This window comes from Granulicella sibirica (genome assembly GCF_004115155.1).
In the GTDB taxonomy this organism is placed as follows: Bacteria; Acidobacteriota; Terriglobia; order Terriglobales; family Acidobacteriaceae; genus Edaphobacter; species Edaphobacter sibiricus.
Map to the genome: position 1 here is coordinate 1909115 of NZ_RDSM01000001.1, position 23627 is coordinate 1932741.

The 23627-nt window shown below is 57.9% G+C and carries 17 protein-coding genes; 8 read left to right on the plus strand and 9 right to left on the minus strand.

All coding sequences use genetic code 11. The annotated features are described in order from the left end of the window. Window positions 1-64: 64 nt before the first annotated feature. From GRAN_RS07985 to GRAN_RS07995, 3 genes are all read right to left on the minus strand, one after another. Entirely contained in the window at window positions 65-1528 is a 1464-nt protein-coding gene (locus tag GRAN_RS07985) for a flotillin family protein (protein WP_128912386.1), read from the minus strand. A 164-nt stretch (window positions 1529-1692) separates the two neighbouring features. After that, on the minus strand, window positions 1693-2289 hold the full coding sequence (locus tag GRAN_RS07990; protein ID WP_128912387.1) for an NfeD family membrane protein: 597 nt from the start codon (window positions 2287-2289) through the stop codon (window positions 1693-1695). A gap of 5 nt (window positions 2290-2294) precedes the next feature. Beyond that, complete coding sequence (locus tag GRAN_RS07995; protein WP_241654403.1) at window positions 2295-2882, minus strand: helix-turn-helix domain-containing protein; 588 nt, start codon at window positions 2880-2882, stop codon at window positions 2295-2297. Between the two features lie 123 nt (window positions 2883-3005). On the opposite strand from GRAN_RS07995, the gene GRAN_RS08000 reads away from it, so the two are divergent. Both GRAN_RS08000 and GRAN_RS08005 read left to right on the plus strand, forming a co-directional pair. Then, complete coding sequence (locus GRAN_RS08000; RefSeq protein WP_128912388.1) at window positions 3006-4280, plus strand: amidohydrolase family protein; 1275 nt, start codon at window positions 3006-3008, stop codon at window positions 4278-4280. Between the two features lie 10 nt (window positions 4281-4290). After that, window positions 4291-5148 carry a VOC family protein gene (locus GRAN_RS08005; RefSeq protein ID WP_161570892.1) on the plus strand — a complete coding sequence of 286 codons (858 nt, stop codon included), beginning with the start codon at window positions 4291-4293 and terminating at the stop codon, window positions 5146-5148. 137 nt (window positions 5149-5285) lie between these two features. Here the strand turns inward: GRAN_RS08005 and GRAN_RS08010 are convergent, their stop codons facing one another. Further along, on the minus strand, window positions 5286-6221 hold the full coding sequence (locus GRAN_RS08010; protein ID WP_128912390.1) for an ROK family protein: 936 nt from the start codon (window positions 6219-6221) through the stop codon (window positions 5286-5288). Window positions 6222-6339: 118 nt separating this feature from the next. Here GRAN_RS08010 and GRAN_RS08015 point away from each other — a divergent pair, with 118 nt between their 5' ends. Then, a complete protein-coding gene (locus GRAN_RS08015; protein ID WP_128912391.1) occupies window positions 6340-6978 on the plus strand; it encodes an NAD(P)-dependent oxidoreductase in 639 nt (212 codons plus the stop codon). Here the strand turns inward: GRAN_RS08015 and GRAN_RS08020 are convergent. Next, a complete protein-coding gene (locus GRAN_RS08020) occupies window positions 6975-8255 on the minus strand; it encodes a cation:proton antiporter (RefSeq protein ID WP_128912392.1) in 1281 nt (426 codons plus the stop codon). The two genes, GRAN_RS08015 and GRAN_RS08020, sit on opposite strands and share 4 nt — an antisense overlap. 161 nt (window positions 8256-8416) lie before the next feature. On the opposite strand from GRAN_RS08020, the gene GRAN_RS08025 reads away from it, so the two are divergent. From GRAN_RS08025 to GRAN_RS08035, 3 genes are all read left to right on the plus strand, one after another. Next, window positions 8417-9175, plus strand: coding sequence for a carbohydrate-binding family 9-like protein (locus tag GRAN_RS08025; protein ID WP_241654404.1), 759 nt, complete (start codon window positions 8417-8419; stop codon window positions 9173-9175). Between the two features lie 72 nt (window positions 9176-9247). Then, the gene (locus GRAN_RS08030; protein ID WP_192897979.1) at window positions 9248-10855 is read left to right on the plus strand and encodes an aldehyde dehydrogenase (NADP(+)); all 1608 of its coding nucleotides are present in this window, start codon (window positions 9248-9250) and stop codon (window positions 10853-10855) included. 273 nt (window positions 10856-11128) lie between these two features. Next, window positions 11129-12295 carry an acyltransferase family protein gene (locus GRAN_RS08035; RefSeq protein WP_241654487.1) on the plus strand — a complete coding sequence of 389 codons (1167 nt, stop codon included), beginning with the start codon at window positions 11129-11131 and terminating at the stop codon, window positions 12293-12295. Between the two features lie 173 nt (window positions 12296-12468). Here the strand turns inward: GRAN_RS08035 and GRAN_RS08040 are convergent, their stop codons facing one another. Then, complete coding sequence (locus GRAN_RS08040; protein WP_128912394.1) at window positions 12469-13926, minus strand: O-antigen ligase family protein; 1458 nt, start codon at window positions 13924-13926, stop codon at window positions 12469-12471. Window positions 13927-14490: 564 nt separating this feature from the next. Here GRAN_RS08040 and GRAN_RS26110 point away from each other — a divergent pair. Further along, window positions 14491-15813 (plus strand): hypothetical protein, encoded by a 1323-nt coding sequence (locus tag GRAN_RS26110; protein ID WP_241654405.1) that lies wholly within the window; start codon window positions 14491-14493, stop codon window positions 15811-15813. A gap of 13 nt (window positions 15814-15826) precedes the next feature. Here the strand turns inward: GRAN_RS26110 and GRAN_RS08050 are convergent, their stop codons facing one another. From GRAN_RS08050 to GRAN_RS08060, 3 genes are all read right to left on the minus strand, one after another. Beyond that, the gene (locus tag GRAN_RS08050; RefSeq protein WP_241654406.1) at window positions 15827-17368 is read right to left on the minus strand and encodes a glycosyltransferase family protein; all 1542 of its coding nucleotides are present in this window, start codon (window positions 17366-17368) and stop codon (window positions 15827-15829) included. A gap of 645 nt (window positions 17369-18013) precedes the next feature. Then, window positions 18014-19816, minus strand: a complete 1803-nt coding sequence (locus tag GRAN_RS08055) for a right-handed parallel beta-helix repeat-containing protein (RefSeq protein ID WP_128912395.1) — start codon at window positions 19814-19816, stop codon at window positions 18014-18016. Between the two features lie 438 nt (window positions 19817-20254). After that, on the minus strand, window positions 20255-21694 hold the full coding sequence (locus GRAN_RS08060) for a sugar transferase (protein ID WP_128912396.1): 1440 nt from the start codon (window positions 21692-21694) through the stop codon (window positions 20255-20257). 499 nt (window positions 21695-22193) lie between these two features. Between GRAN_RS08060 and GRAN_RS08065 the strand changes: the two genes are divergently transcribed. Further along, entirely contained in the window at window positions 22194-23405 is a 1212-nt protein-coding gene (locus GRAN_RS08065; RefSeq protein ID WP_241654407.1) for a glycosyltransferase, read from the plus strand. Window positions 23406-23627 lie beyond the last annotated feature (222 nt).

The window sequence follows — 23627 nt, forward strand, 5'->3', positions numbered from 1 at the left end:
CTTCGGCACGATGGAACCGTGCCTAAGGTGGGGCACCCCGGTGTAGATGGGCGAGGGGCCCGGGTTAGTTGGGCTTGATTTCGCTGCTGGTTTCGGAGCGGGGCTCCATGGGTTTGATCTGGCCCATGAGGTCGGACATCTTCATGCCGGTGAGGGACTCGAGAAGGGCTGGGACCTGTGCGGCGATCTTGGTGACCTCGCCGGTGACGCGGCTAGCTCCCATGCCTCCACCGCTCTCTTCGCCGGTTGAGATGATGGTGATCTTGTCGACCTTCGAGAGAGGCTCGGCCATGGCGCGGACGACTTCGGCCATGTTGGTGATGAGCTTGTCGACGATGGCGGCCTGTGTCCACTCCTGGTAGGCTTCGGCCTTGACGTTCATGGCCTTGGCTTCGGCTTCGCCCTTCTGGAAGATGACGTCGGCTTCGGCCTGACCCTGGAGGCGTGTGATCGCGGCCTGCGCCTCACCCTGAACGCGGGCGGCGGCGGCGAGACCTTCGGCCTGGATGGTGGCGCGGGATTTCTCGGCCGTGGCGATATTGGTGATGCGGCGGGCTTCGATCTCAGAGGCCTTGAGGACGGTGGAGATGAGCTCGTTCTCGTGGCGTGCGATTTCAGCTTCCTGGACCTTGATCTGGGCTTCCTTCTCGACCTGGAGGATCTTTTGCTGCTCGGCGACGACCTGCTGCTGCATGACGTTCGTCTGGAGTTCGTAGGCCTTGTCGGCCTGGGCTTCTTGACGACGCGACTGCTCGGTGAACTGGGCCTTCTGGATGTCGAGGTCGCGCTGGGCCTGGGCCTGCTTGGCTAACGACGCGGTCTCGGCGATGACGCGATCCTGATCGGACGCGGCCTTGGCGATGGCAGCTTCGCGAAGAGCGTTGGCGCGACGGATAGCGGTGTCGCGTTCGGCTTCGGCGGCGGCGATTTCGGCGTCGCGCTTGATGCGGGCTACGTCGGGGCGGCCCATGTTGGTGATGTACTCGTTCTTGTCGCGGACCTCGCGGATGGTGAACGACACGACTTCGAGGCCCATCTTCGAGAGGTCATCGAGACACGTGGCGCGCATGCGCTCGGCGACCATCTCGGGCTCCTTCACGATCTGCTCGACGGTCAACTGGCCGATGATGCCGCGGAGATGGCCTTCCATGACGAGGCGGATGAGGGCCTCCTTCTGGTCGGGGGTCTTCGAGAGGAACTGCTCGGCGGCGGTGAGGATGGACTCGTGGTCCGAGCGGACCTTGATCTGGGCGACGGCTTCGACGGTGACGGCGACGCCCTGCTTGGTGTAGAGGTCCTGCTGGGGCGCGACGTCGAAGCTCATGAGCTCGAGGGTGAGGGCGCGGTAGGTTTCGACGACCGGGAAGATGACGGCGCCGCCCTTGGTGATGACGCGCGCGGCACGGTAGCCGTAGACGATGATGGCTTCGTTGGGGCCGGCCTTGCGGTAGAGGCGGCCTATGGACGAGAAGAGGATGAGCGTGGCGAGAATGACGAGGCCGACGACGACGATGACGGAGGTGGACATGACTTCCTGGCTCCTTTGGAGCTGAAGCGGTTATAGGTTCGGATGGAGCAAGAGCGAGATACAGGGGTCCTTCGCTTTGCTCAGGATGACGGCGTAAAACTTGCAGCGGCGAAGATAAACGCAGATTCCCTTCGGGAATGACAACCAGAAAGGCAACTGCCCGCTCAATCGCTGAGGGCGGCTTGCACGGGCCGGTCCGTAGGGAGGGATTCTTCCCAGAGGCGGACGTAGGCAATGCCACGTTCGTACCGCAGGACGACGACCTCGGTGTCGCGTGCGATGGGCAGGCCATCCTCCGAGCGGGCGGCGGCGGCGCGGCGGGTTCCGAGCTGGGTGAAGAGGATCTCGCCGGTTTCGCCGGAGCGGATCTGGCTGGAGACGCGGGCGATGACGCCGTACATGTCCGTGTCTCCGGGGGCAAGGACGCGCTCGCGGGGCATGAGGACCTTGAAGAGGAGAGCGTAGATCAGCGACGAACCGGCGATGCCACTGAGGGACGCGAGCAGGAGGACGATGGCCGCTGGCAGGATGTGAGCGCGGGCCATCAGGTAGCCGGCTCCGCCGAACCAGCAGAGGAACGCAGGGATGGTGAAGCCGTTGAGGGCGTGGAGGAAGCCGTGGGTGTGGGGCGTGATGGTTTTGCCGGTGTGGATGTGGCCGATGTGCAGATGGCCGATGTGCAGGTGGCCGGAGCCGGTGAGGACGGCGAGGAGGGTGAAGGTGAGTCCGACGCCGAAGCAGATGAGGAAGATGGATTCCATGGCGGTTAGGCCTTACGGGGTTTGCGTGGTTTAGGGGTGAGGGTGGACTCGGCAGTGAGGGCGGGTAGATCAGCCGAGAGTGGTGGGCAGGGTGGTTCGGCACTGGCGTTGGTCTCGAGGGCTTCCGGACGGAGAACGTTTAGGAGGCGGTCGAGAAGGTTGGGAGTGTCGAGGATGGACTCGAGGAGGAGGAGGCAGCGGCGCGAGTCGTCGTGCCGGGCGAGGGTCAGGAGGGCCTGTCCGAGGCATGGATCGCGACGGAAACGCTCGGCTCCGCTGACGAGCCAGAGGTCGAGCTTGTCTTCGACGGACGAGAGGTCGCTCATAAGCTGCGCGTTGTAGCCTTCCGGGTCGTCGACGAGGTAGCCGGGGTGGACCTTGAAGAAGCGGGCGAGGAGAAGCCGGGTGGTGTTGGTGAGGTGAGGGCGGGCGCCGGACTCGATCTGCGAGAGGTATGACTGGCTGATCGTGCGGCCGCCGGGTTCCGACGTGTGGATGGCCTGCACGACTTCCTGCTGAGTCATCGCGCGGTCGAGCCCGCGGATGCTTCCTTCGACTTCGCGGAGGTAACGGATCTTGTCGGAGAGCTTCATGCTGGATCGCCTCTTATTGCGATCTGTAATAATTGTATTGCTGATTGCAATATTACGCACAGAAATATTTTGGGTTGGATTTCAGCAGGTTCCGGGTAGGTTTGGATACATCGAGGTGCGGGAATGCGCGTTGTGCGTTGGCTGGTGGGGTTCGTGGTCGCGGTGGTGGTTTTGCTTGGGGTGGCGGTTTATCTGCTGGGGCTCTATCCGCTGCGGGAGTTGCACCCGTCTCCAATGCAGGCCCGTGGGGTGCTGGCGATAACGGGGGCGAATGTGTACGTGTCGCCCGACGCTCCGGTGATGGCGCGGGCGACTGTGGTGGTGCGGGATGGGAAGATCGCGGCGGTTGGGGAGGGTGTAGAGGTTCCGGCGGGGGCGGAGGTGATTGCGTGCGATGGGTGCGTGGTGACGGCGGGGTTCTGGAATGCGCACGTTCACTTCACCGAGGCCAAGTGGATAGGAGCCGAGTGGAAGCCAAAGGGCGTGCTTGAGGCACAGGTGGAGGACATGCTGACGAGCCGGGGGTTTACGACCGTCGTCGATACGGGGTCGAACCTGCGGGATACGGTGCCGCTGCGGCGGCGGATTGAGCATGGAGAGATCCTTGGGCCGAAGATCTATACGGCTGGCGGGGCGCTGTATCCGCCGAAGGGGATTCCGTATTATCTGCGGGGGAGCTTGCCGGGATGGATGCTGCGCCTGATGGCGCAGCCTGCGACTCCGGCGGCGGCGGTGAAAGATGTCGACCGGAATATCGCGGATGGGGCGGATATTTTGAAGCTGTTTACGGGGTCGTATGTCGAACGGGGGACGGTGCTGCCGATGCCGGTCGAGATTGCGACGGCTGCTGTCGAGGCGGCCAGGGCGCATGGGCAGATTGCGTTCGCGCATGAGTCCGACCTGGCGGGCGTGAAGGTTGCGATGGCGAGCGGGGTGAGTGTGCTGGCGCATGCGGTGGATACGACGGAGGGTGTCGATGATGCGGTCCTCAGGGACATCATTGCGAGGAAGATGGCGATGGTGCCTACGTTGAAGATGTTTCGGACGACGGTGACGACAAAGGCTTCGTACCTGGATCCGATCTATGCGCAGGTGAGGCGGTTTCATGAGCTTGGCGGGGATCTGATCTTTGGGACCGACGTCGGGTATATGACGGACTACGACACGGCGGATGAGTTTCAGGCGCTGGCGAAGTCGGGACTGAATGGGCGGGATATGCTGCGGATGTTGACGGTGACTCCGGCGACGCGGTTTGGAGTGTCCGCCGAGAAGGGGACGTTGGAGGTGGGGAAGGATGGGGATCTGGTGGTGATGAATGGGGATCCGATGACGGATGTGGGAGCGTTTGCGAGGCCGAAGATGACAGTGCGGGGTGGGCGGGTGATCTGGCGGCGTTAGGATGTTGGCTATGAGTTTGTGCGATGGTTTGAAGGTTGCGATGGTTATGGTCGCGCTTGCCGGTGCGGCGTGGGGGCAGGTGCAGAATAATCCGGATGGGGCGGATCCGAAGGCGTTTATGGGGCTGGCGCATATGGCGATCCGGGTGAAGGACCTGGCGGCGTCGGAGGCGTTCTACGAGAAGCTGGGGTTTCAGAAGGCGTTCTCAGCAGAGAAGAACGGGGTGGTGACGCAGGCGTTTTACAAGATCAACGACCGCGAGTTTCTGGAGATCTATCCGCAATTGCCGGGGGCTACGGGGTTGAATGGGGAGCATGAGCCGGTGGGGTTTCTGCACCTTTGCTTCGATGGGAAGGATCTTGAGGCGCTGCATACGCACTATCTGAACGAGGGGCTACGGCCGAATGAGCTGCGCAAGGCGGGGATGGGGAATTTGCTGTTCACGATGCGTGGGCCAGAGGGGCAGAACATCGAGTACACGCAGTACATGCCGGAGTCGAAACATACGCTCGATAAGGGGCAGCACCTGGGGGCTTCGCGGATTTCGACGGAGATGTTCGGGGTGGCGCTGCCGATGCGGGATCTTCCGGCGGCGATGAAGTTCTATGAGCAGGAGCTTGGGTTTCCGACGCTCGTGGGGCGCGCGGATATTCTTGTGATTCCCGGGAGTACGCAGGAGATTTATCTGTTCTCGTCTGAGAACGGGGATCCTCGGGCACGAACCTACTTTTCCGTGGCGGATGTGGGGAAAACGGCTTCGGAGTTGAAGCGGCGTGGGGTTGCGGCGAAGAAGACTAAGGGTGGGGTGACGGCTACCGATCCGGATGGGAATTTGTTGATTTTCCGGGCAGATCGGGTGGCGGATTAGCCAGCGGCAGGCGCAGGTTCCCTTGGGGAATGACAACCAAGGAGGCAACGGCAAGAGCACTATTGAGCGGTTTACGTTCCTATCCTAACCGGCGATGAAACCGCCGGTTAGGATAGGGCACCCGAGCGCGGGGCGGATCAGGCGGGCCAGAGCCAGGCGGCTCCGCGGACTCCGCTGGCGTCGCCGTACTTGGCGGGGACTAGGGGGGTGGTGAACTCTCCGCCGAAGATGTAGGGGGCAATGCGGGCGGGGAGATGCTCGTAGAGGTTGTCGATGCGGGAGAGGCCTCCCCCGAAGACGATGACGTCGGGGTCGAGGACGTGGATGACGGAGGCGAGTCCGCGGGCAAGGCGGTCTTCGAAGCGCTCGAGGGTGGCTACGGCTTCGGGGTCTCCGGCCTGGGCGGCGGCTACGATCTCGCGCGTGGTGATCGGCTTGCCATCGGGCGGAAAGTGGCCGGCGAGAGCCATCTTATCGTGGGCGACCTGGGCGTGATCGCGGGCGACGCCGGTTCCGGAGACCCAGGTCTCCATGCATCCGTGCTTACCGCAATAGCAGGCGGGGCCGGGGGTTTCAGACTGCGTGGCCCAAGGGAGGGGATTGTGGCCCCACTCGCCGGCGATGCCGTTGGGGCCGCCGTGGACGTGGCCGGTGAAGGCGACGCCACCACCGCAGCCGGTGCCGAGGATGACGCCGAAGACTACTGGGGCTCCAGCGGCGGCACCGTCGGTGGCTTCGGAGACGGCGAGGCAGTTGGCGTCGTTGGCGATGCGGGCTTCGCGGCCGAGGGCGGCGCTGAAATCGCGCTGGAGCGGTTGGCCGTTGAGCCAGGTGGAGTTGGCGTTCTTGACGAGGCCGGTGCGGGCGGAGACGGTTCCGGGGATGCCGGCGCCGACGGTGGCCTTCTGGCCGACCTTGCCTTCGAGGAGGTGGACGAGATCGACCATGGCTTGCACGGTGGCGCGATAATCGTCGCGCGGAGTGTCGACGCGGTGCTTGGCGAGCTCTTTGCCTTCGTGGTCGAGAAGGACCGCCTCAATTTTGGTTCCACCCAGATCGATGCCGATGCGCATTGCGTGCTGCTCCCTGCGAAGTATGGTCCTGAAACGTTGAAACGTCCACCGTGATGGTACAGCAGCCGTGTGGTGGACGCTTGCGCGCTATGGCGCATCCCACCGAGTGAGGTGAGCGATGAAGGTTCTGGTGATTGGAGCGGCGGGAAAGACGGGCAGGCTGGTAGCGGAACGGGCGCTGGCGGCAGGACACCAGGTAACGGGACTCGTCCACAGCGACGATCCGAAGGAGGAAGAGAAGCATCCTTATCCGGCGGGGATGGAGGTCGTGCATGGGGATGTCAGGAACCCGTCGCGGCTTGAGACGGCGATGGAAGGTCACAATGCAGTGATTGACACGCTGGGTGGGAAGACGCCGTTCAAGGAGACGGACCTAGAGTCGAGTGCAGCCAGGGTGGTGATCGAGGTGATGGGCAAGGTAGGAGCGAAGCGGCTGATCGTGATCTCAGTGCTTGGGGTTGGTGACAGCAAGGAGCAGGCGGGATTCTTCTACGAGCACCTGATGATGCCGACGTTCCTGCGTGGGGCTCTGAAAGACAAGGAAGCGATGGAAGAAGAGGTCAAAAGGAGCGGGCTGGAGTGGGTGCTGGTGCGACCGCCGGTGTTGAGCGACTCGGACGCGACCGGGTCGGTGAAGGTCGTTCCGGCGGGAGAGATGGCCCATAAGATCACGCGTGGGGATCTGGCGCAGTTTCTCGTGGAACAACTGACGAGTGATGTGTATCTGGAACAGGCCGTCACGGTTGCAAACAGCTAGCGGGCGGCCGTCTTCCCTGGCTGTGCGAGTTGGTGGGGTTTCTCTTTGAGGTGAGTGATGAGGGGTCCCAGGGTGAGGCCCTGCACCAAGATTGAGAAGACCACGACGACGAAGGTGGCGACCAGGAGGAGATTGCGGCTTCCGTGGGTATCTGTCGGAAGAGCCAGCGCAAGAGCGACGGCCAGGGCTCCGCGGAGGCCGCCCCAGGTGAGGACTACGATACCGTGGGGCACCTTGCGGCGAACGCGTGCGATGAGACGGACTACGATTCCGACGCTGGCGAAGCGTGCGACGAGGACTACGGGAATGGCTATGAGGCCAGCGATGAAGTAGAGGCGGGCAAAGGGCAGCACGAGAAGCTGCAGGCCGAGCAGAAGGAAGAGGACGATGTTCATGAACTCGTCGATGAGCTCCCAGAAGCGTTCGAGGTGCTCACGGGTCTCGCGTGACATCACGGTACCTCGGGTGTGGCCGCCGATGAGCAAACCGGCGGTGACGACCTCAAGCGGTGCGGAGAGGTGCAGCGCGTCAGCGAGGGCGTAGCCACCCATGCAGAGGGCAAGCGATAGCAGGACCTCGACACGGTAGCTGTTGACAAGGGAGATGATGCGGTAGGTGAGGTAGCCGAGCACCATGCCGAGGAGGATCCCTCCGCCGGCTTCGAGCGCGAGAAGCGTCCCGAAGACCTGCGGCGAGGGGAGTTTCCCGGTTCCGGAGGCTCCGAGCAGTGCGAGAAAGACAACTGCTCCGAAACCGTCGTTGAAGAGGGATTCGCCGGCGAGTTGGACTTCAAGCTGCGGGGTCGCACCGGCGCGATGGAGGACGTCGAGCACGGCGATGGGGTCAGTGGGGGAGATGAGGGCGCCGAAGAGGAGGCAGCTTATGGCGCTGAGGTGAATGCCAATGAGGGCCAGGGCGTAGTGGAGGAGAGCCGCGACGAGAATGGTGGAGATTGCCGTGGCTCCGACGGCGAGTGCCGTGACGGGGAGCCTTTCCTGCGAGAGGCGAGTGAGATCGAGTTGCAGGGCTCCGGCGAAGAGCAGGAAGGCGAGCATGCCGTGGAGGACGACTCCGTTGAAGTCGATGCCGGCTACGAGGTGCTCGGCCGAGGCGTGCAGCGAGGGCGCGGCGTGGCCTGCGAAGATAAGGGCCGCGGCTGCGGCGAGGGAGAGCATCATGGTTCCGATGGTGGTCGGCAGGCGCAGGAAGCGGTAGCTCACGAAGCTGAAGAGAGCGCCGACCGTAACGATGATGCTCAGGAGCGCGAAGGTAGACATTCCTCTTAGTGTGAAGGCTGGACTCGGCTATTGGACACAGATCGTAGCGGGAATCGGATTTTGCATTTGGAGATCGACCGCAGATTGCAGTGCGGGGTGATATATCTGGCGAGACGCTTTGCAGTTTTTAGCGAGTGCACGAACCTCTGGAGGACGGCAGGATGAGTGGTTGGACGAAAGGGATGCAGCTTCTTCTTTTGACGGTTCTGACGGCTTCGGCACAGGAGACGGCGGGTCCTACTCCGAAGACGTACGAGTGCCTCAAGGCGACGAAGCCGATTGCGATTGACGGAAAGCTGGATGATCCGGCGTGGGCGAAGGCGGCGTGGACTACGGATTTCGTCGATATCGAGGGGTCGGCTAAGCCTTTGCCGCGGTTCAAGACGCGAGCGAAGATCACGTGGGATGACAACTATCTGTACGTCGGAGCCGAGTTGGAAGAGCCGGATGTGAAGGCGAAGCTGACGGAGCATGACTCGGTGATCTTCCATGACAACGACTTCGAAGTCTTTCTGAAGCCGCCGGGAGGTAATCCGGGATACTACGAGTTTGAGATCAATGCGCTGAATACGTCGTGGGACCTGTTTCTTAACAAGCCTTATCGCGAAGGCGGGAAAGCGGACAATTCGTGGGATATCCCGGGGCTGAAGACGGCGGTCGCGGTGCGTGGGACGCTGAATGCTTCGGAGGATAAGGACCAGGGATGGACGGTAGAGATGGCGTTTCCGTGGAGCGCCTTCGGGTCGCGGCTCCCAGTGACGAAGCCGGAGGTGGGTAGCGAGTGGCGCATCAACTTCAGCCGGGTGGAATGGAAGGCCGGGCAACCGCATGAAGACAACTGGGTGTGGTCGCCGCAAGGGGTGATCAACATGCACGTGCCGGACCAGTGGGGTTACCTGACGTTTCGTGGGCCGAAGTAGGGCGGCCGGGAAACGTTTGCATGTTCGCCGGGGCTGGGTCATGCTGGATGGGGCATAAGGAGCTCATCGATCATGGCCGTGGACACGTTGGGATTGGCTGGCTTGTCGCTGGTGGGGGACGGGGTCGCCGCAGGAGGCGCGAAGGCGTTTCGGGCGGTTAGCCCGGCTACGGGCGCGGAGCTGGAGACGGAGTTCTTTTCTTCCTCGGCTGACCAGATCGAGCTTGCCGCAACGCTTGCCGAGGCTGCTTTTCCTGCGTATGCGGCGATCAGCGGGAAGGAACGCGCCGCGTTTCTGCGGCGGATCGCGGATGAGTTGAATAGCGTTGGGCCCGCACTCGTGGATCGGGCTCACCTTGAGACGGGACTGCCTCTGGCGCGGCTGAATGGTGAGCTTGGACGGACGATGGGGCAGCTCAAGCTGTTTGCCGATGTGCTGGACGAGGGGTCGTGGGCGAACCTGCGGATCGATGAGGCGATGCCGGAGCGGAAGCCTTTGCCGCGGGCGGATCTGCGGTCGATGTTGCGGCCGATCGGGCCTGTTGCGGTGTTTGGGGCGAGCAACTTTCCGCTGGCGTTCTCGGTTGCGGGTGGAGATACGGCTTCGGCGCTGGCGGCGGGGAATCCGGTGATTGTAAAGGCACACCCGGCGCATCCGGGGACGAGCGAGATAGCGGGACGGGCGATTCGCAAGGCTGTGCTCGAGAGCGGCCTGCCGGTTGGGGTGTTCTCGCTGCTGTTCGACTCTGGGATCGAGGTTGGGGTCGCGCTGGTGAAGCATCCGGTGGTGAAGGCCGTTGCCTTTACCGGGTCGGCGGCTGGAGGGCAGGCGCTGATGAAGCTTGCGGCGGATCGGCCTGAGCCGATTCCATGCTACGCCGAGATGGGCAGTACGAACCCGCTCTTCATCCTGGCGGGCGCGATGCGAGAACGTGGGATCGCCCTTGCGCAGGGATTGCAAGGGTCCTTCACGCTTGGGTCGGGGCAGTTCTGTACCAAGCCCGGGATCGTGTTTGTACCTGAGGCCGAGAGCGGTGAGTTCCTGCAAACTCTGAAGACGGGTGTGGGTGCGCTTGGGAGTGCCGGCATGCTGACGCATGGGATTGCGGCGAAGTACGGGAAGGCAATCCGGGAGAGAGTGGCGAAGGGGAAGGCGGAGTTGATCGCTGGGAATCCGGGTGCGGCGGAGACCGAGACAGCGGCGGGTGCTCCGGCTGTGTTTGGGATCGGATTAGGGGAGTTTCTGGAGCACCCGGAGCTTGGCGAAGAGGTGTTCGGACCCACTACGCTTCTGGTTCATTACGGGGCCGAGGGGAGCCTGGTAGAGGCTGCCAAGGGGATGCATGGGCATCTGACGGCTACGATCCATGGGACTGACGATGACCTTATGAAGGCTGGAGCACTGATTCGGGTGCTCGAGACGAAGGTCGGCAGGATCCTGTTTAACGGCTTTCCGACTGGTGTCGAGGTAAGCCATGCGATGGTGCATGGCGGCCCGTACCCGGCGACGTCGGATGGGCGATCGACTTCGGTGGGTACCCAGGCAATCTTCCGGTTTGTGCGGCCAATCTGCTATCAGGACTTCGTGGATGCGGCGCTGCCGGATGAGTTGAAGCGGGGAAATCCGCTTGGAGTGATGCGGCTGGTGAATGGGAGTTTGACGCGCGAAGCACAAGGCTAGTGGGTGGAGTCCTCCATTCTGGAGAAACTGCTTGCCGGAGTCTCGTTTTGCAAATGGACGCGTGTGGTTCCCGCTACTGATGAGCGGCGACCCAGGACGTCTCTCGTCGCGAGAACTGGAGAGATTCTCCAGGGCAGAAACCTGCCTTGTATAATGGACTGATACGCCAGCATTTCGCCTATAGAACAAGTTGTTGAGTTCTTCTCTGAACAGGAGGCACCTCAAACCGTGCATGGAACCCTACCAGTGCGCACAGCGTCTACTCCCCCTGAGATGCCTGGCTTGTCGTCCTCTTCGGCTGACTCTGCTGGAAGCGATCGATTGTCGAAGCCTTCGATTCCGCGGTTCTACAGGCCAGAACTCGATGCCCTCCGTGCCTTCGCCTTCATCCTCGTTTTCAATCACCACATTCTCGGCGCCCCGATAGACAGCACCTTCAGAATCAGTTCCGTGATTCAAGAATCGGGAGCAGCAGGAGTGTGTATCTTCTTCATGCTTAGCTCCTTCCTCATCACGGAGTTACTGCTGCGGGAAAAGGAACGAACCGGAACTATCCACATCAAGAACTTTTATATAAGAAGAGTTCTCCGGATTCAGCCTCTCTATCTGCTAGCGGTGGGCATCGCCTTCTTCTTGCCTCACGTCTTGCACACCGGGACCTTCATCGGAAATCAGCTAGCACCCTATCTGCTCTTGTGCGGAAACTGGGCTACCGCAGCCCATGGATGGGCTCGTAATCCGGGCCTGGAGCCGCTTTGGAGCATATCCGTTGAGGAGCAGTTTTACCTGATCTGGCCAGCCCTAGCTTTGTACCGAGGGAAGAAGGGCATGATTTACGCATCCCTCTTCGTGCTCCCTGTGGCCTGGGCTGTCGATTACCTTCTGCCCATGTCTGGTGTAGCCAAGTCGCCGGCTCTTTGGGTAAACAGCGTAAGCCAATTTCAATTCTTTGTTATCGGTGCTCTCCTTGCGATTTACCTCCATCATCGTTCCTATCGGCTTGCGACCGGATTGCGAATCGTGGCCTTTATTTCGGGAATGATGCTCCTTGCATTTGCGGCCTTCCCACTCAATTTCATCGATGTGAAGATTCCTAGCACCCCAATGCAAGTTCTCCTCGGATACCTTTGTCTCGATGCGGGCTGCCTGCTGATCTTCTTTTCCGTCCTGGGCGCGGAGGTTCCGCTGATCGCGCGGCCCCTGATTTATCTCGGCAAGATCTCTTATGGCCTCTACATCTTTCATATGCTGGTGCGGTCAGTTGTGGGTGAGGCGATCGGCAGAGTCACCCATTCTGTCGGTCACCATCAACTTCTACCCTTCTATCTGCTGACTGCCGCCGGTTCGATCGTGATCGCCGCTGCATCCTATCGCTTCTACGAAAAACCTTTTCTACGGCTCAAGGACCGGTTCACCTTCGTTCCATCCCGGGCCGCGTGAAGTGGGCCTTTCCCAACCTCCGCCGCCCGGTTTAGAGACTCGCGTAGGTACGTTTTCGGAATAAGTCCGGAGGGAGTCCTAGCCAAGTTAGCGGCAGTTTCGACTCAGGCCCCCTCCGTAACGAATTTTGCCGCGTGGAGGCGGGTGGGCCATCCATAGAACAGATGTCAAAGCTAGATAGGCGCATAAGCCTTTTGCAATCTCTTGTTAGTACTAGTTGCCTGGGTCGTGAAGAACTTGAGCATCAGACTTGCTGGCACCCAGAAGAAAACTCCCAAAGCAGTGTTGAGGGGATTTGTATTTGCAAATAAAAAGATGATGTAGAGCATGCCTAAGGCCAACATCAGAATCTCCCCATTCGAGCGAATCCCCTTCCATAGCGGACCGAAAAGAAGCATTGCGATCGCAATGCCGTAGAGAGTCACTCCAAGGTACCCAAGCTCCATTGGCATTGTCACGACACCTTGATCGGTGATGGCGAAACTAGCCGTCTTCTCAAACGACGTCACATACCCAATTCCCAGGCCAAACGGCTCGTTCCCAATGACCTTTGCGATAGCTTTCCGACCGATCTCTCGTTCGCGGTAAGAGGTGTCATTCTTGACGGAGCCAAATGATGTAAGCCGGTCGGCGATCGTGCTTCCAGCGGGTGTACTCGCCGCCGCGACCCCCAACACAAGTAGAATCCCTAGAACAAAAACTGTCTGGATCTTTGCTTTCGTGCCGGCGCGAATAAACAGCACCACGCCTGCACATGCACACGCTACCCAGGCAGAACGCACAGAGGTTAGCGCCAAGGCCAGTATTGGCGACACGATAGCAACCAGCTTCCAACGAAATCGAAGGACACATGTAACCAAGATGTCGTAACCCAAAAGCGACCCGGCAGCTTGAGAGTTATTGCATGTTGAGAAAACTCGGATATGGAGCGCCTCTGGAGTTCCCATTGAAATAGCCTGGCCTTGCGCTTGCAGCTGAGCCAACCAGTAGGTGTCCCAGGCGAAGGGAGCAAAGAACTGCAAGACGCCATAGACCGCGACGATTCCGCCGACCACCATGACCGCCCTATTGAACATCCTCGCCAGACTTTGCTGCGAATCCTCCTGAAGATAGCAAAACATGCCGATCATGAGAGGACATAACCAGCCAAGCAAAGGAACGGCCGCCGCAGCGACTCCGTTTCTCAAGAAGCCGACAAACGCCCCGTAGAGAACTCCTAACAGGGCTAGAACATACACCAGATTCTGGGGATCCAGTAGTCGAAACTTACCGATTCGCAATACGCTCAGGAAGGTCACCAAGATGGGTGCAGCGAGCATCGGACTGTGTTCTACGATCGTCCCGCCATTGTCTGCGACCCGATGAACAAAGGGGGTGCAGCAAAGCAAGATCACAGTATGAACCAGATAGATCCTCTCGTAGCGAAAGAGAAGATACACTCCGACGACGATAGCCAGCGGCGTGAATGCGACTTCTACCACGCGGCCCCTTATAGCGATCAATAGGAGAGCCGTGATCCCCAAAAATGCCGCAAGAGCAAGCCACCCATTTTTCTCGGAGGGGCGTTCGCTAAGGCTTGAATCCTTCCTGCCTATAGTCTTCGTTGGCAGTACGACAGCTGTTTCTCTCATCGAAACCTCTTATTGGCGGGCGGTAAAACGATGCAGGTATAACGTGGCAATAACCAGAGGTGCCCAGGCTTGGTTGGATAGCAGAGATGAAAAATACGAGGCTCCCCAGCCTTGAGTCGATGCGCTAGTGAAGACCCGAGAGGCACCGAGCGAAGTTGGCGACACTGCAACCACACCAAGGTGACGGGCATCTTCACGGCGGAAAGACTTTTTCACTCATCCCCCTGGAGTACGCCAGAATTCAAAATATACTTCTATACTAGTGCAGGAAACACAATTCGAGTGAGACCTCCGGTTGCGACCGGAGGGTTTTGGGCCCGCACTCGAACCAACGCCTTGGTCCCATGGTGGTACGAAGAGGTGGGACACGGCGACGACGAACATTGGTCCGGACGACGACTCACCTGGTGAGCAGCTGGGCTCTAAAAGATCAGGTTCCCTCCAGATCTACCGACTCATGGTCGCCTGTGACTTCTATCCTCGATTTTGCTCCTTATCGCAAAAGGGTCAATTTATCAGCAGGACAGTATATTCTTGGACAGAATCTGTTCTCAAGGCGGTCATGTGATCTCAAGTCTGAACGCTCGTCGTACGGATCGGTATGCCTCTCTTATAATCGCGTTTCTGATCTTTTGCTCTGCTGCGATTTCCGTTGGCATGGTCTGGGCTCCCACACACCAGGAAAGACTCCAATCGATTTTTGATCTGGGTTATTTTGTTGGCCCGACTACGCAAAGCCTTCTGCAGGATCATGGCCTGCTCGTGTGCTTTGATCAACTACGTGGACCCACGGACGCACTGTGTTTTCATAGCGCCCGCATGCCGGTTGCTTCGATTGTTCTGGCCACAGGGGTAAAGCTTTTTGGAGATGATCCCAAGAGGATCGACGTCGCGAAGACGCTCGTATTCCTGATCCCCCTCTGGATCTCTTTCTTCTTCATTTTGAGGTTCGTTTCAAAGGATCGGAAAGCCGCGACTTTATGTGGCCTTATCTTGTTCCTGCCTCTGCTCGCGAGCAGTCTGCTCGTCGTGATCACGAGTATGGAGGTCGAAGAGGGATATCTTTACGGTCTACTTACGTTGGCTCTCGTTCTGATCGTTTTTCCCTTTAGACGCTCTACCATGTGGGCGGTCTGCTCCGCGGTGATCCTTGAGCTCATCTTTCTATCGAAGAGTTCCATGCTTCCTGCTGTTGCAGTTTTGCTCCTTGCCACGCTCTTTCATCTGCGGTCCTGGAGACTTCGGATGGTCATTACTCTGCTGGTGGCGCTTGCTCCGCTTTCATGGGCCGCCTATCAACACCACGTCAGCGGAAGATACTCCGTCGGCACGAGCCTCGATGGGTTCAATTTCCATAAAGGAAATAACCCTGACTTCCTGGATAGATACCCAACAACGAATGCTCGCTTCGATTCATTCGATCCAGCACTAAACGGGAACCGATATTTTCCGAATGAATGGGCGTTTAATGATTACCATTTATCCGCAGGCCGTGCTTTTGCGCTCTCACGTCCGACTTACACGCTTATCGGTCTTTGGCGAAAATTTTCCTATCTGTTCTTTTCGCTGAATTCATTTACCGCGACGAGAATGAGCAGAATTCCAGCTCTTTTGACTTTAGCCGGCGTATTGACCTTCAGGCTCATCCTGTGGAGCGCAGTTGCTCTTTCCCTGTTCGCACTCGTTACGAAGGCAGGCCAGCTTCGCTCCGCTGCATTGACTTACCTTCTACTTCTTTCCGCATATTCGCTTCCGTACCTGGTCGGCTTCGGCTTCATGCGGCACGCGGTCGTCCTCGCGTACCCATCGGCAGTCTTCTGTACTTTCTATGTGTACGTCGTACGAGCCGGGGCAAACGGGTACCGGCTTAGCTCACTCGCGAGCTAAGCCGCCGGTCCTCTTACCATTTTGTGACGCGATAGAGTGTCTGGCACTGGGTCGCATGAATGGTATAGCGGAACCCTAGAAGCCAATCACCAGGATCACTGCAGTATTCGGCTACTTTCTCTCCGCCTAGTGTCGACGGGTTGATGGTGAGGTCGTCGCTTCCTGTACTAGGAAGAAGCACGTACTGAACCTGCTTGAGCTTCAGGTACTCAATGACGCGTCCGGTCTGGAGGTAGTCGACGTAGGTGGGATCGACGAGCCCCCCGAGGTCAATGACATCTCCTCCCCAGTCATAGCTGACTCGTCCGATATCGAATGCCGCGAACCGGTCGGTCGTCGGAACGTTCGCCCGCATCCACGTTGCGATTTTCCCGTGAGTATTGTTAATGTGCGCAATGCCGGCGAACGTGACTCGACGCCAGGTCCCTAGTGAGGCTAAGCTCGCGAAGCACATGAAGACTACAACAGCAACTTTCACCCAAGGCCGGTCTCCACGGGCGAGTAGGCTAAGCAACTGGTAGACACCTAACACCAGAAGTGGAAAGAAGAGCATCAGGGTAAGAGGTTGATAACGCCCACCATGGCCACCGGTAGGAAAGGTAAACAAATAGATGGAGAAGTGTATACCCGACCACAATACGAGGGCGCCTATGCGCAGGGGTTTGCGCTGGAGCAAGAACAGAACACCTACTATTGTGAGGACGAGCAATATAATTCCCAAGAATGCGTAGAAGGTGGCCGCTTCCCGGAGTGAGTTGAGCTGGTGAGTGTAGCTGGTACTGAACTGACGAGGAAGACGTTGGACCCAAGCTCCACAAAAGCGCGCCATGGATCGAATAGAATGCGGGCCGCCGGTGTTATGGAAGTATAGCCATGACCTGCCCTTGAGGGTTGCGGGCATAAGGGTCTTCGACGTGTAGAGGTTCGCTCCAAATTGTATGCACGTGCAGACGATCCAGAATGCGAGGACGACGAGATACTCTCGCAGCCGACGGCGCTGGTGGGCAACAGCCCATCCGAAGAGGAATAAGAGCGGAGCAAAGGGAATCGATTCGGGACGTGTGAGCACCAGAAGACCGGCGCAGCATCCGGTGAAGACGGCACTGCGGAGCGAGTTGTCGGGCGGAAGCAGCCAAAAGTAGATGGCGCTCAGCGAGAACACAGCGAAGAGCAGGTGCTCCATCCCGATCATGCCGAGCCAGACAAAGTTTCCAAGGAGCGCTGGCGAGATCGCGACGACCCACGATACAAAGGGCGGCAGGCGGTCACGGGATGCCATGACAAACAGCAGCGGTCCTATAAGAGCGAGGAGTACGTAGCTGATTCCCAGGTTGTACCAGACTGGGTCTATGCGGAAAAGGAGGTAATTGGTCGCCTGGATGAGTGTCCACAGAAGGCTGGTAGCTCCCGAGGAACGGTGGAGTTGACTGAAGCCAAGGATTCCGCGGTCGGCGAGATTTCGAGCTACCGTCTGATGGATATACGAGTCGTCGAGAGGGAGTCCATGCTGCGCATATTCGACGGTTGTCAGGACGGTGAACGTCAACACGTACATTAATGCGATCAGGCCCAGAGCCGACCACGGTATTTCAAAGACATCTTGCTTCAGAGTGCTCGATCGAGGGGCACGCGTGTTAGCTAAAATAGGCACTAGCTCTCCGAACGGATGGCGCAGATTTTGGTTGGTGCTCTGAACTTCAGACCTAAGGTCCTCATTCTTAATGTTTTACTATGGTTTCTTAATCTGGAGCTGAGGACCTGGCGTCGATTCCTGCCAGCCAATCCCACGAGGTGAGGCAGCGATTCGGGCGTCCAAGTAAGCTCCTCTAGAATACTCTCAAAATTAGAGGACTTCCGCGCCGGAGTCCAAAACGCGCAGTCCCTTCCCGATTGAGGAGCACGTCTTGTACCAAACCATGTCCCGCTTCCTATTGCTCTTCTCTGGTTCATAGAAGAGACCCTCCTTGCGGAGGCGTGACAGGCTTCTTGCTCACCGAGTCAGAATCGGAACTGTCCGCCTAAAGGGCTCAAGAGTCCGGAATGCGATTTGCAGGAGATTTAGGGGCCGGGCTCGCCCGGGGGTTTTAGAGGCCCATCTAGCTTCGGGAGATGGACAAGATCCCTGAGACAGGAGAGATAGTCGAACGGAAGGCGTTCTTGCCCTGAAGCGGGCTAACTGAGGAAGGCAAGCTCTTGCCCACTACTTTATCGGCCCTACGATCAAATTCTTGTCCAGCGGAAGCTCAGGACTCTGGTACGGAATAGCGCCGATGTCTCGCGGATTCCTCTGGTTGGACCGCAGGGGTGATTTGGTCTGAATCCTGAAATCATTGGCCGCAGGATTGAGGAACATCGGATCCGTACCATCGCAGGTAGAATTTCTGTCGGGCCCGTTGGTGATCCAGTCTTCACAATTGAAGCTCCCGGCACTGGCTCGAGTGATCACCTTTTGAGTAGGAGCGCCTCGGTAGAAATTGTCGTGGAAGTCATAACCGGCATGGTTCCCGCTGACAATATAGAGAAGATTTCCGCCATTCAACGACCGCATACTCGGATTCCAGTTCGGAAGCGCGGCTTGGTTGCCGAAGGCAGGGTAGTTTTGATCGATGACATTTCGCCAGAAGTGGGGTGCTGTGCAACCGTTCCTTCCGTTTCCCTCGAAGGTGGCGCCTGCGCCCCAGGTGTTAACGATGGTGTTATGCATCTCATAGAAGCCGGAGAACAGCGTTGAGTTGGTATTGCAATCGATTCCGTTGTAGAGGCTCCTCGATGCACTTCGTCCAAGATTGACTATCAGATTATTTGAGATGACCTGAGACCCGGGTACTGGCCCTCCTGGGCCTCCATCCGTGCTTGAGGAATAGCCTCCGATCTGAATGCCCTCGCCATAGCTGTCGTGGATGTAGTTATGGTCGAGTAGTCCTCCAGAGATCGCAGTGAAGCCGATACCGAGTTGATTGTTTGTTAGCTCATTGTTTGCGATTCGACCGCCCACATTTTGCGGGAGACTGCCCGCATTGAAATTGAGGCTGGTGTTGTACACGATGCCCGGAGCAGTTGAAGTATTCACAAAGTTTCCGCACGCCAGGCAGCTGTTCTCCTTCCCGCCGTCAATCCCGTTGAGATTGATCCCCGCGAGATAGGTGTTATCTGATGCAAAGTAGCTATCAAGAGTTCCCACGAAGCTACTGAGCACGGCAGGAGACTTGAGATTTGGCGGGTTTTTCGCACCACTAGCATGCACGGAAATTCCACCTCGGGTGTGTGCCAGACCGAGATTGGTATTTTGCTGGGTCAGGTAGTCATTTCCGAGGCTCGTGCAGTTGAAGACTCGGAGACGCTGGAACGTGATGTAGCTACCGACAGGATCGGTGTCAGAGTAGGGAATGTCTTGCGCACAGCTTTCGAAGCTGTGAGCAACGGTTAGATCTTGTACTGTGACGTAGTTAGTGCCCTCAATGAAAACACCATAAATCCTGTGGGTTGCTTCGATAACATGACTATTTGGATTAGACCCGTCGGCGAGGTTGAGATAGACCGTGTAGCCAGCCGTAGGTGAGCCAGAGACGTACCAGACACCTGGGTACGTAGGATAGCCAAATCCCCGCGTGCCAGGAATGAACGCGGAGGCCCCTTCCTCCACATTCTGAAGACCTGTGTTCCCTGGAGCGAAGGACTGTCGTGCTTCGCCGTTCTTGGCTGGGGTGATCTTTCTGTAGGCAGGATCGGAGCAACCCCTAACCGGCGCAGGGCCGGCTAAGAGGGAGAGGTCGGCGTTGCTGGATGGCGCTTCCCACATGTCCAGAAAGTTGTATGTCGTGCCAGGTGAACACACTCCGACGTAATTCGGAACAGGAAGAAGTTGCTGTTGAAGCCCGTTCGCGGGGTTTGGGTCCACGTAAAGCTTCAACGGAAATTGTTGTCCTGCGAGTAGCCGCAATTGGTAGGTCGTCCCCGCTACAGGTGTCCACTTTCCCACCAGGACGTCTGCGGAATCAATCACGGGATTTGGACCATCTCCATAGGCTCCGATGACAATCGGCCGACCGGACGCGCCGGAGCAGACTGGAGGATTGGTAGCAACGGATTGATTGCCTTTGTTCTGGTACTGCGATCCGCAAAAGATGTATGCATCCCGGAAGACATCTCCTCGCTTGAGGAGGAAAGAATCGCCGGGCGTGGCGTGCGCCAGAGACTCATTCAGCTTGGTGATCGTCTGCCAAGGGGCTGCGGGACTCAAACCACTGTTGCTGTCCCTTCCCGAATTCGCGATGTAGTGCGTTGCGGCTAATGAGAGCGTGGCAATAGGGCAGAGGAGTACGGTAACGACAAGTCTAAGCATTATCTTCCTTGATGGAATGATGATCGTTCCTCAGCACTTTGGCTCACGGAGGGACTCTAAGCAGGCATACTCGCCGCTCTTCTATCACCACCAGCGGAACTACATCGCTCCAGACCCCTTCACAACAGCAGGTATGGTCTGAGCAAGAATTTGTAGATCGAGCCAGAACGACCAGCGATCAATATAGTCCATGTCGAGCTGCATCCATTCTTCAAACCCGATGGAACTGCGGCCACTGACCTGCCAGAGACATGTTATGCCGGGTTTGACGCTGAAGCGCCTGCGATGCCAGTCTTCGGAAAATCCCCGGTAATCCCTGAGAGGGAGAGGCCTGGGACCAACAAGACTCATATCTCCGAGCCATACATTGAAGAGCTGGGGCAGCTCATCAAGACTAGTCTTCCTGAGGAAGGAGCCAACCGGGGTGATGCGTGGATCGTGCTTAAGCTTGAAGGTGGGTCCAGCGGACTGATTGAGATGTTCGACCTTCTTCATCTGCGCTTCAGCATCGGCGACCATCGTTCTGAACTTGTAGATTTTGAAACGCCGTTTGCCCATCCCGAGCCGCTCTTGCGCGAAGATGATCGGCCCTGGCGAAGTAAAGCGTACCGCGAGAGCAATCACAGCGATCACCGGGGAAAGGCCGAGAAGAATAATCGTCGAGAGGACGAAGTCAAAGGTGCGCTTCGCGACAACGAGTACACCGTTGCGTTCCGTATTGTGCAATGTGATCAGCCTCTGCGAAATCCCAATGCTCTGTACGCCATCCGACGTGTAGTCAAAGAGACTTGCATCGCATCGCACTAGAATTCCCTGCTGACGGCACCAGTTCATAATTTGTTGCGTAAACCGGTAGCTCGATGCGATGGGAAGAGCGATGATGACCTCATCCAGCGCCATGTTTCGGAGGAGCTCGAGAATGTCCTCCGAGTTCCCTATGAGCATTTGCTTGTAGTGCTCGGGAGCCCCATCAAAGTGCCAGATGTCGTCTACAAAGCCAAGCAGCTTGTATCCTGAGTCGCCATCTCCGATCAAACCGTCGGCAAGGGCGACCGCTCTACGATTCGAGCCAACGAGAATCACGTTGCGCACGTTGCGCCCACTGCGGTGGAAGACCCTCATGCAGACTCGCGCGACGATCCTTGTGAACAGCAATGCCGAGAACGATATGAGCCAGAAGAGGAAGAAAGCGGTGACCACCGATCCCGACGGAATCAGTCCGCTCAACTGACACGTCCAGAGCCAAACTCCGGCCCAGAATGCTGCAACTCCCGTGCCTACCGCAAGAGCGAGGGCCTGTTCTACCCAACTGGCCAGCCGATAAGACTGGTAGGCTCCCGTTGCCACCATGGACAACTGCCAGCATAGGCTGAGAAGTATGACGCTCAAGAGTTGCCAGAAAGGACTCTTGATGACGAGCGCGCCGGCATCAAGTGGGAGCTGGTGGAGCACAGAAGCCGTAACAAGCAAACTGACCGCGCAGACCGCCAGATCACCGCACATTCCAAATAGAACAATCTTACGACTGGCTTGTCTCATGGGAACCTCGCATGTACTTCCTTGGTTAGGTATCCTCTGCGATCGAAGTCTCTAAAACAATGCTCGCATAAGAACGTTGCACCTGAACAGAACGAAACTAACGGGTGCGACGTCAAGGCAGAAAAACATTCTGCTAATCTTTCCAGGATATTCGTCGGGTCGGAACGGACGAAGCTTCGAAGAAATGTCGATCGAATCACTTGCGAACTTTCGCGCAAGCGTAAATACGGTAACCAGGCTCGGAGGATCATGTCCATAGAACACGCGCATTCATTCTTATCGCAACCGCTATAAGAATGAATGCCGCAGGCAGCTCCAGCAAAGGTTCAAACGTGTACACGTTGATTGTAGCAACTGCAGCGTGATTGATCAATCACTCCCGGTACGCTGCTCGGTGTTGACGCCGAGCCTTCGTTATACTGGGGCTGAAAGCCATATTCTAGGTTGAATTCGAGTTCTTGAATCCGTTGGTGGAACGAGGAGAGAGGCTAGAAAACGAGTGAAATTAAAAGCACCGCAGCCTACAAAAACCATGACAGAGTCGAAGAATATCGAAGCTTCCGGAAATTCAGATTCCTTGCCGGTGTTGGGCGACCTGTCTATCGCTGTTTTTCATGACAATTTTGCACAGATGGGTGGAGCAGAAAGGGTAGCAGAAGCTATCTATGAAGCCCTACCCGGTGCAGATCTCCTCTCCACGTTATCGGCACCCGAGATTCTCAGCAAAGGGCTTCAGTCCGCCAGAATTACCAACACGTGGATGAATCGGCTGCCAAACAAAGCCCGGCTGTTCCGGGCCTACTTTCTTCTCTACCCCTTCGCCGTGGATCATGTCGACCTTAGCGCTTACGATCTGATCATCTCGAGCTGTTTTGGGTATGCGAAGGGGGTTCGCCGGCGAGCCGGTGCAGTCCACGTGTGTTACTGCCATACTCCGATGCGCTGGGTCTGGCGAACCGAAGACTATCTTTCCCGAGAGAAGAACGGCTATCTGAAAAGCCTCTTGCTGTCTCTCCCACTAAAGTGGCTCAAGAGGTGGGAGATCGGAGCGGCGACCCGACCGGATTTCTACATAGCCAACTCGCGGGTTGTCGCAGCGAGATTGAAGAGCAGTTTCGGGGTGGAAGCAGAGGTTATCCCGCCGCCGATTGACACAGCGCGTTTTTCACCGACCAAAAAGACGCCTGAGCCAGAACGGGAGGAGTATTACCTCATCCTTTCCAGGCTCGTTCCTTACAAACGTTTCGATCTTGCAATTCAGGCTTGCTCTCAGACAAATCGCCGACTCGTCGTCATCGGCGGAGGTCCGGATCGCAAGCGTCTTGAAGAAATGGCCGGTCCCTCAGTGAAGTTTTTGGGCAGGGCGCCGGACGAAGTAGTCACGCAATATGTTCAGCATTGCGAAGCCCTCCTTTTTCCTGGCGAAGAGGATTTTGGCATGACCCCTCTGGAAGTAAATTCCGCGGGGCGCCCTGTCATCGCCTTCGCGGCCGGTGGCGCGACTGAGACTATTGTTGACGGCCTTAACGGGGTGTTTTTCGACGAAGCTTCTGTGAGCTCTCTCATTGATGCTATGGACCGATTTGAAAAGATGGCCTGGGATGAGGCTGCGATCCAACGCCATGCGGCCACGTACGACATCAAGGTCTTTCAGGAGCGCATTACAGAGTTCGCCAGGAATGCTTTGTCCAAGCGTTCCTTTCACCCCTGAACCGGGGCATCCCGAGCGCGATCTACAGGGCAGCATCTTCGAATGGCATACTTCGCTCATTCAACAGATAGGTGTCAATCAACCGCTACGCCATCAGTCCACTCCCCGAAGACTGCATCTTTTGTTGAGGACTTGTTCTGTCAACGCTGGGGCGACTTGTCCTGCAATGCTATTAAGCGTCGGCACAAGAAGAAGCTGCTTCAGGCCCGGTTTTTCTCGTGC

What these genes read in the sequence shown, in the direction of transcription:
- GRAN_RS07985 (WP_128912386.1), bottom strand. Translation starts at nt 1,528, where the DNA reads ATGTCCACCTCCGTCATCGTCGTCGTCGGCCTCGTCATTCTCGCCACG.
- GRAN_RS07990 (WP_128912387.1), bottom strand. Translation starts at nt 2,289, where the DNA reads ATGGAATCCATCTTCCTCATCTGCTTCGGCGTCGGACTCACCTTCACC.
- GRAN_RS07995 (WP_241654403.1), bottom strand. Translation starts at nt 2,882, where the DNA reads ATGAAGCTCTCCGACAAGATCCGTTACCTCCGCGAAGTCGAAGGAAGC.
- GRAN_RS08000 (WP_128912388.1), top strand. Translation starts at nt 3,006, where the DNA reads ATGCGCGTTGTGCGTTGGCTGGTGGGGTTCGTGGTCGCGGTGGTGGTT.
- GRAN_RS08005 (WP_161570892.1), top strand. Translation starts at nt 4,291, where the DNA reads ATGAGTTTGTGCGATGGTTTGAAGGTTGCGATGGTTATGGTCGCGCTT.
- GRAN_RS08010 (WP_128912390.1), bottom strand. Translation starts at nt 6,221, where the DNA reads ATGCGCATCGGCATCGATCTGGGTGGAACCAAAATTGAGGCGGTCCTT.
- GRAN_RS08015 (WP_128912391.1), top strand. Translation starts at nt 6,340, where the DNA reads ATGAAGGTTCTGGTGATTGGAGCGGCGGGAAAGACGGGCAGGCTGGTA.
- GRAN_RS08020 (WP_128912392.1), bottom strand. Translation starts at nt 8,255, where the DNA reads ATGTCTACCTTCGCGCTCCTGAGCATCATCGTTACGGTCGGCGCTCTC.
- GRAN_RS08025 (WP_241654404.1), top strand. Translation starts at nt 8,417, where the DNA reads ATGAGTGGTTGGACGAAAGGGATGCAGCTTCTTCTTTTGACGGTTCTG.
- GRAN_RS08030 (WP_192897979.1), top strand. Translation starts at nt 9,248, where the DNA reads ATGGCCGTGGACACGTTGGGATTGGCTGGCTTGTCGCTGGTGGGGGAC.
- GRAN_RS08035 (WP_241654487.1), top strand. Translation starts at nt 11,129, where the DNA reads ATGCCTGGCTTGTCGTCCTCTTCGGCTGACTCTGCTGGAAGCGATCGA.
- GRAN_RS08040 (WP_128912394.1), bottom strand. Translation starts at nt 13,926, where the DNA reads ATGAGAGAAACAGCTGTCGTACTGCCAACGAAGACTATAGGCAGGAAG.
- GRAN_RS08050 (WP_241654406.1), bottom strand. Translation starts at nt 17,368, where the DNA reads ATGTACGTGTTGACGTTCACCGTCCTGACAACCGTCGAATATGCGCAG.
- GRAN_RS08060 (WP_128912396.1), bottom strand. Translation starts at nt 21,694, where the DNA reads ATGAGACAAGCCAGTCGTAAGATTGTTCTATTTGGAATGTGCGGTGAT.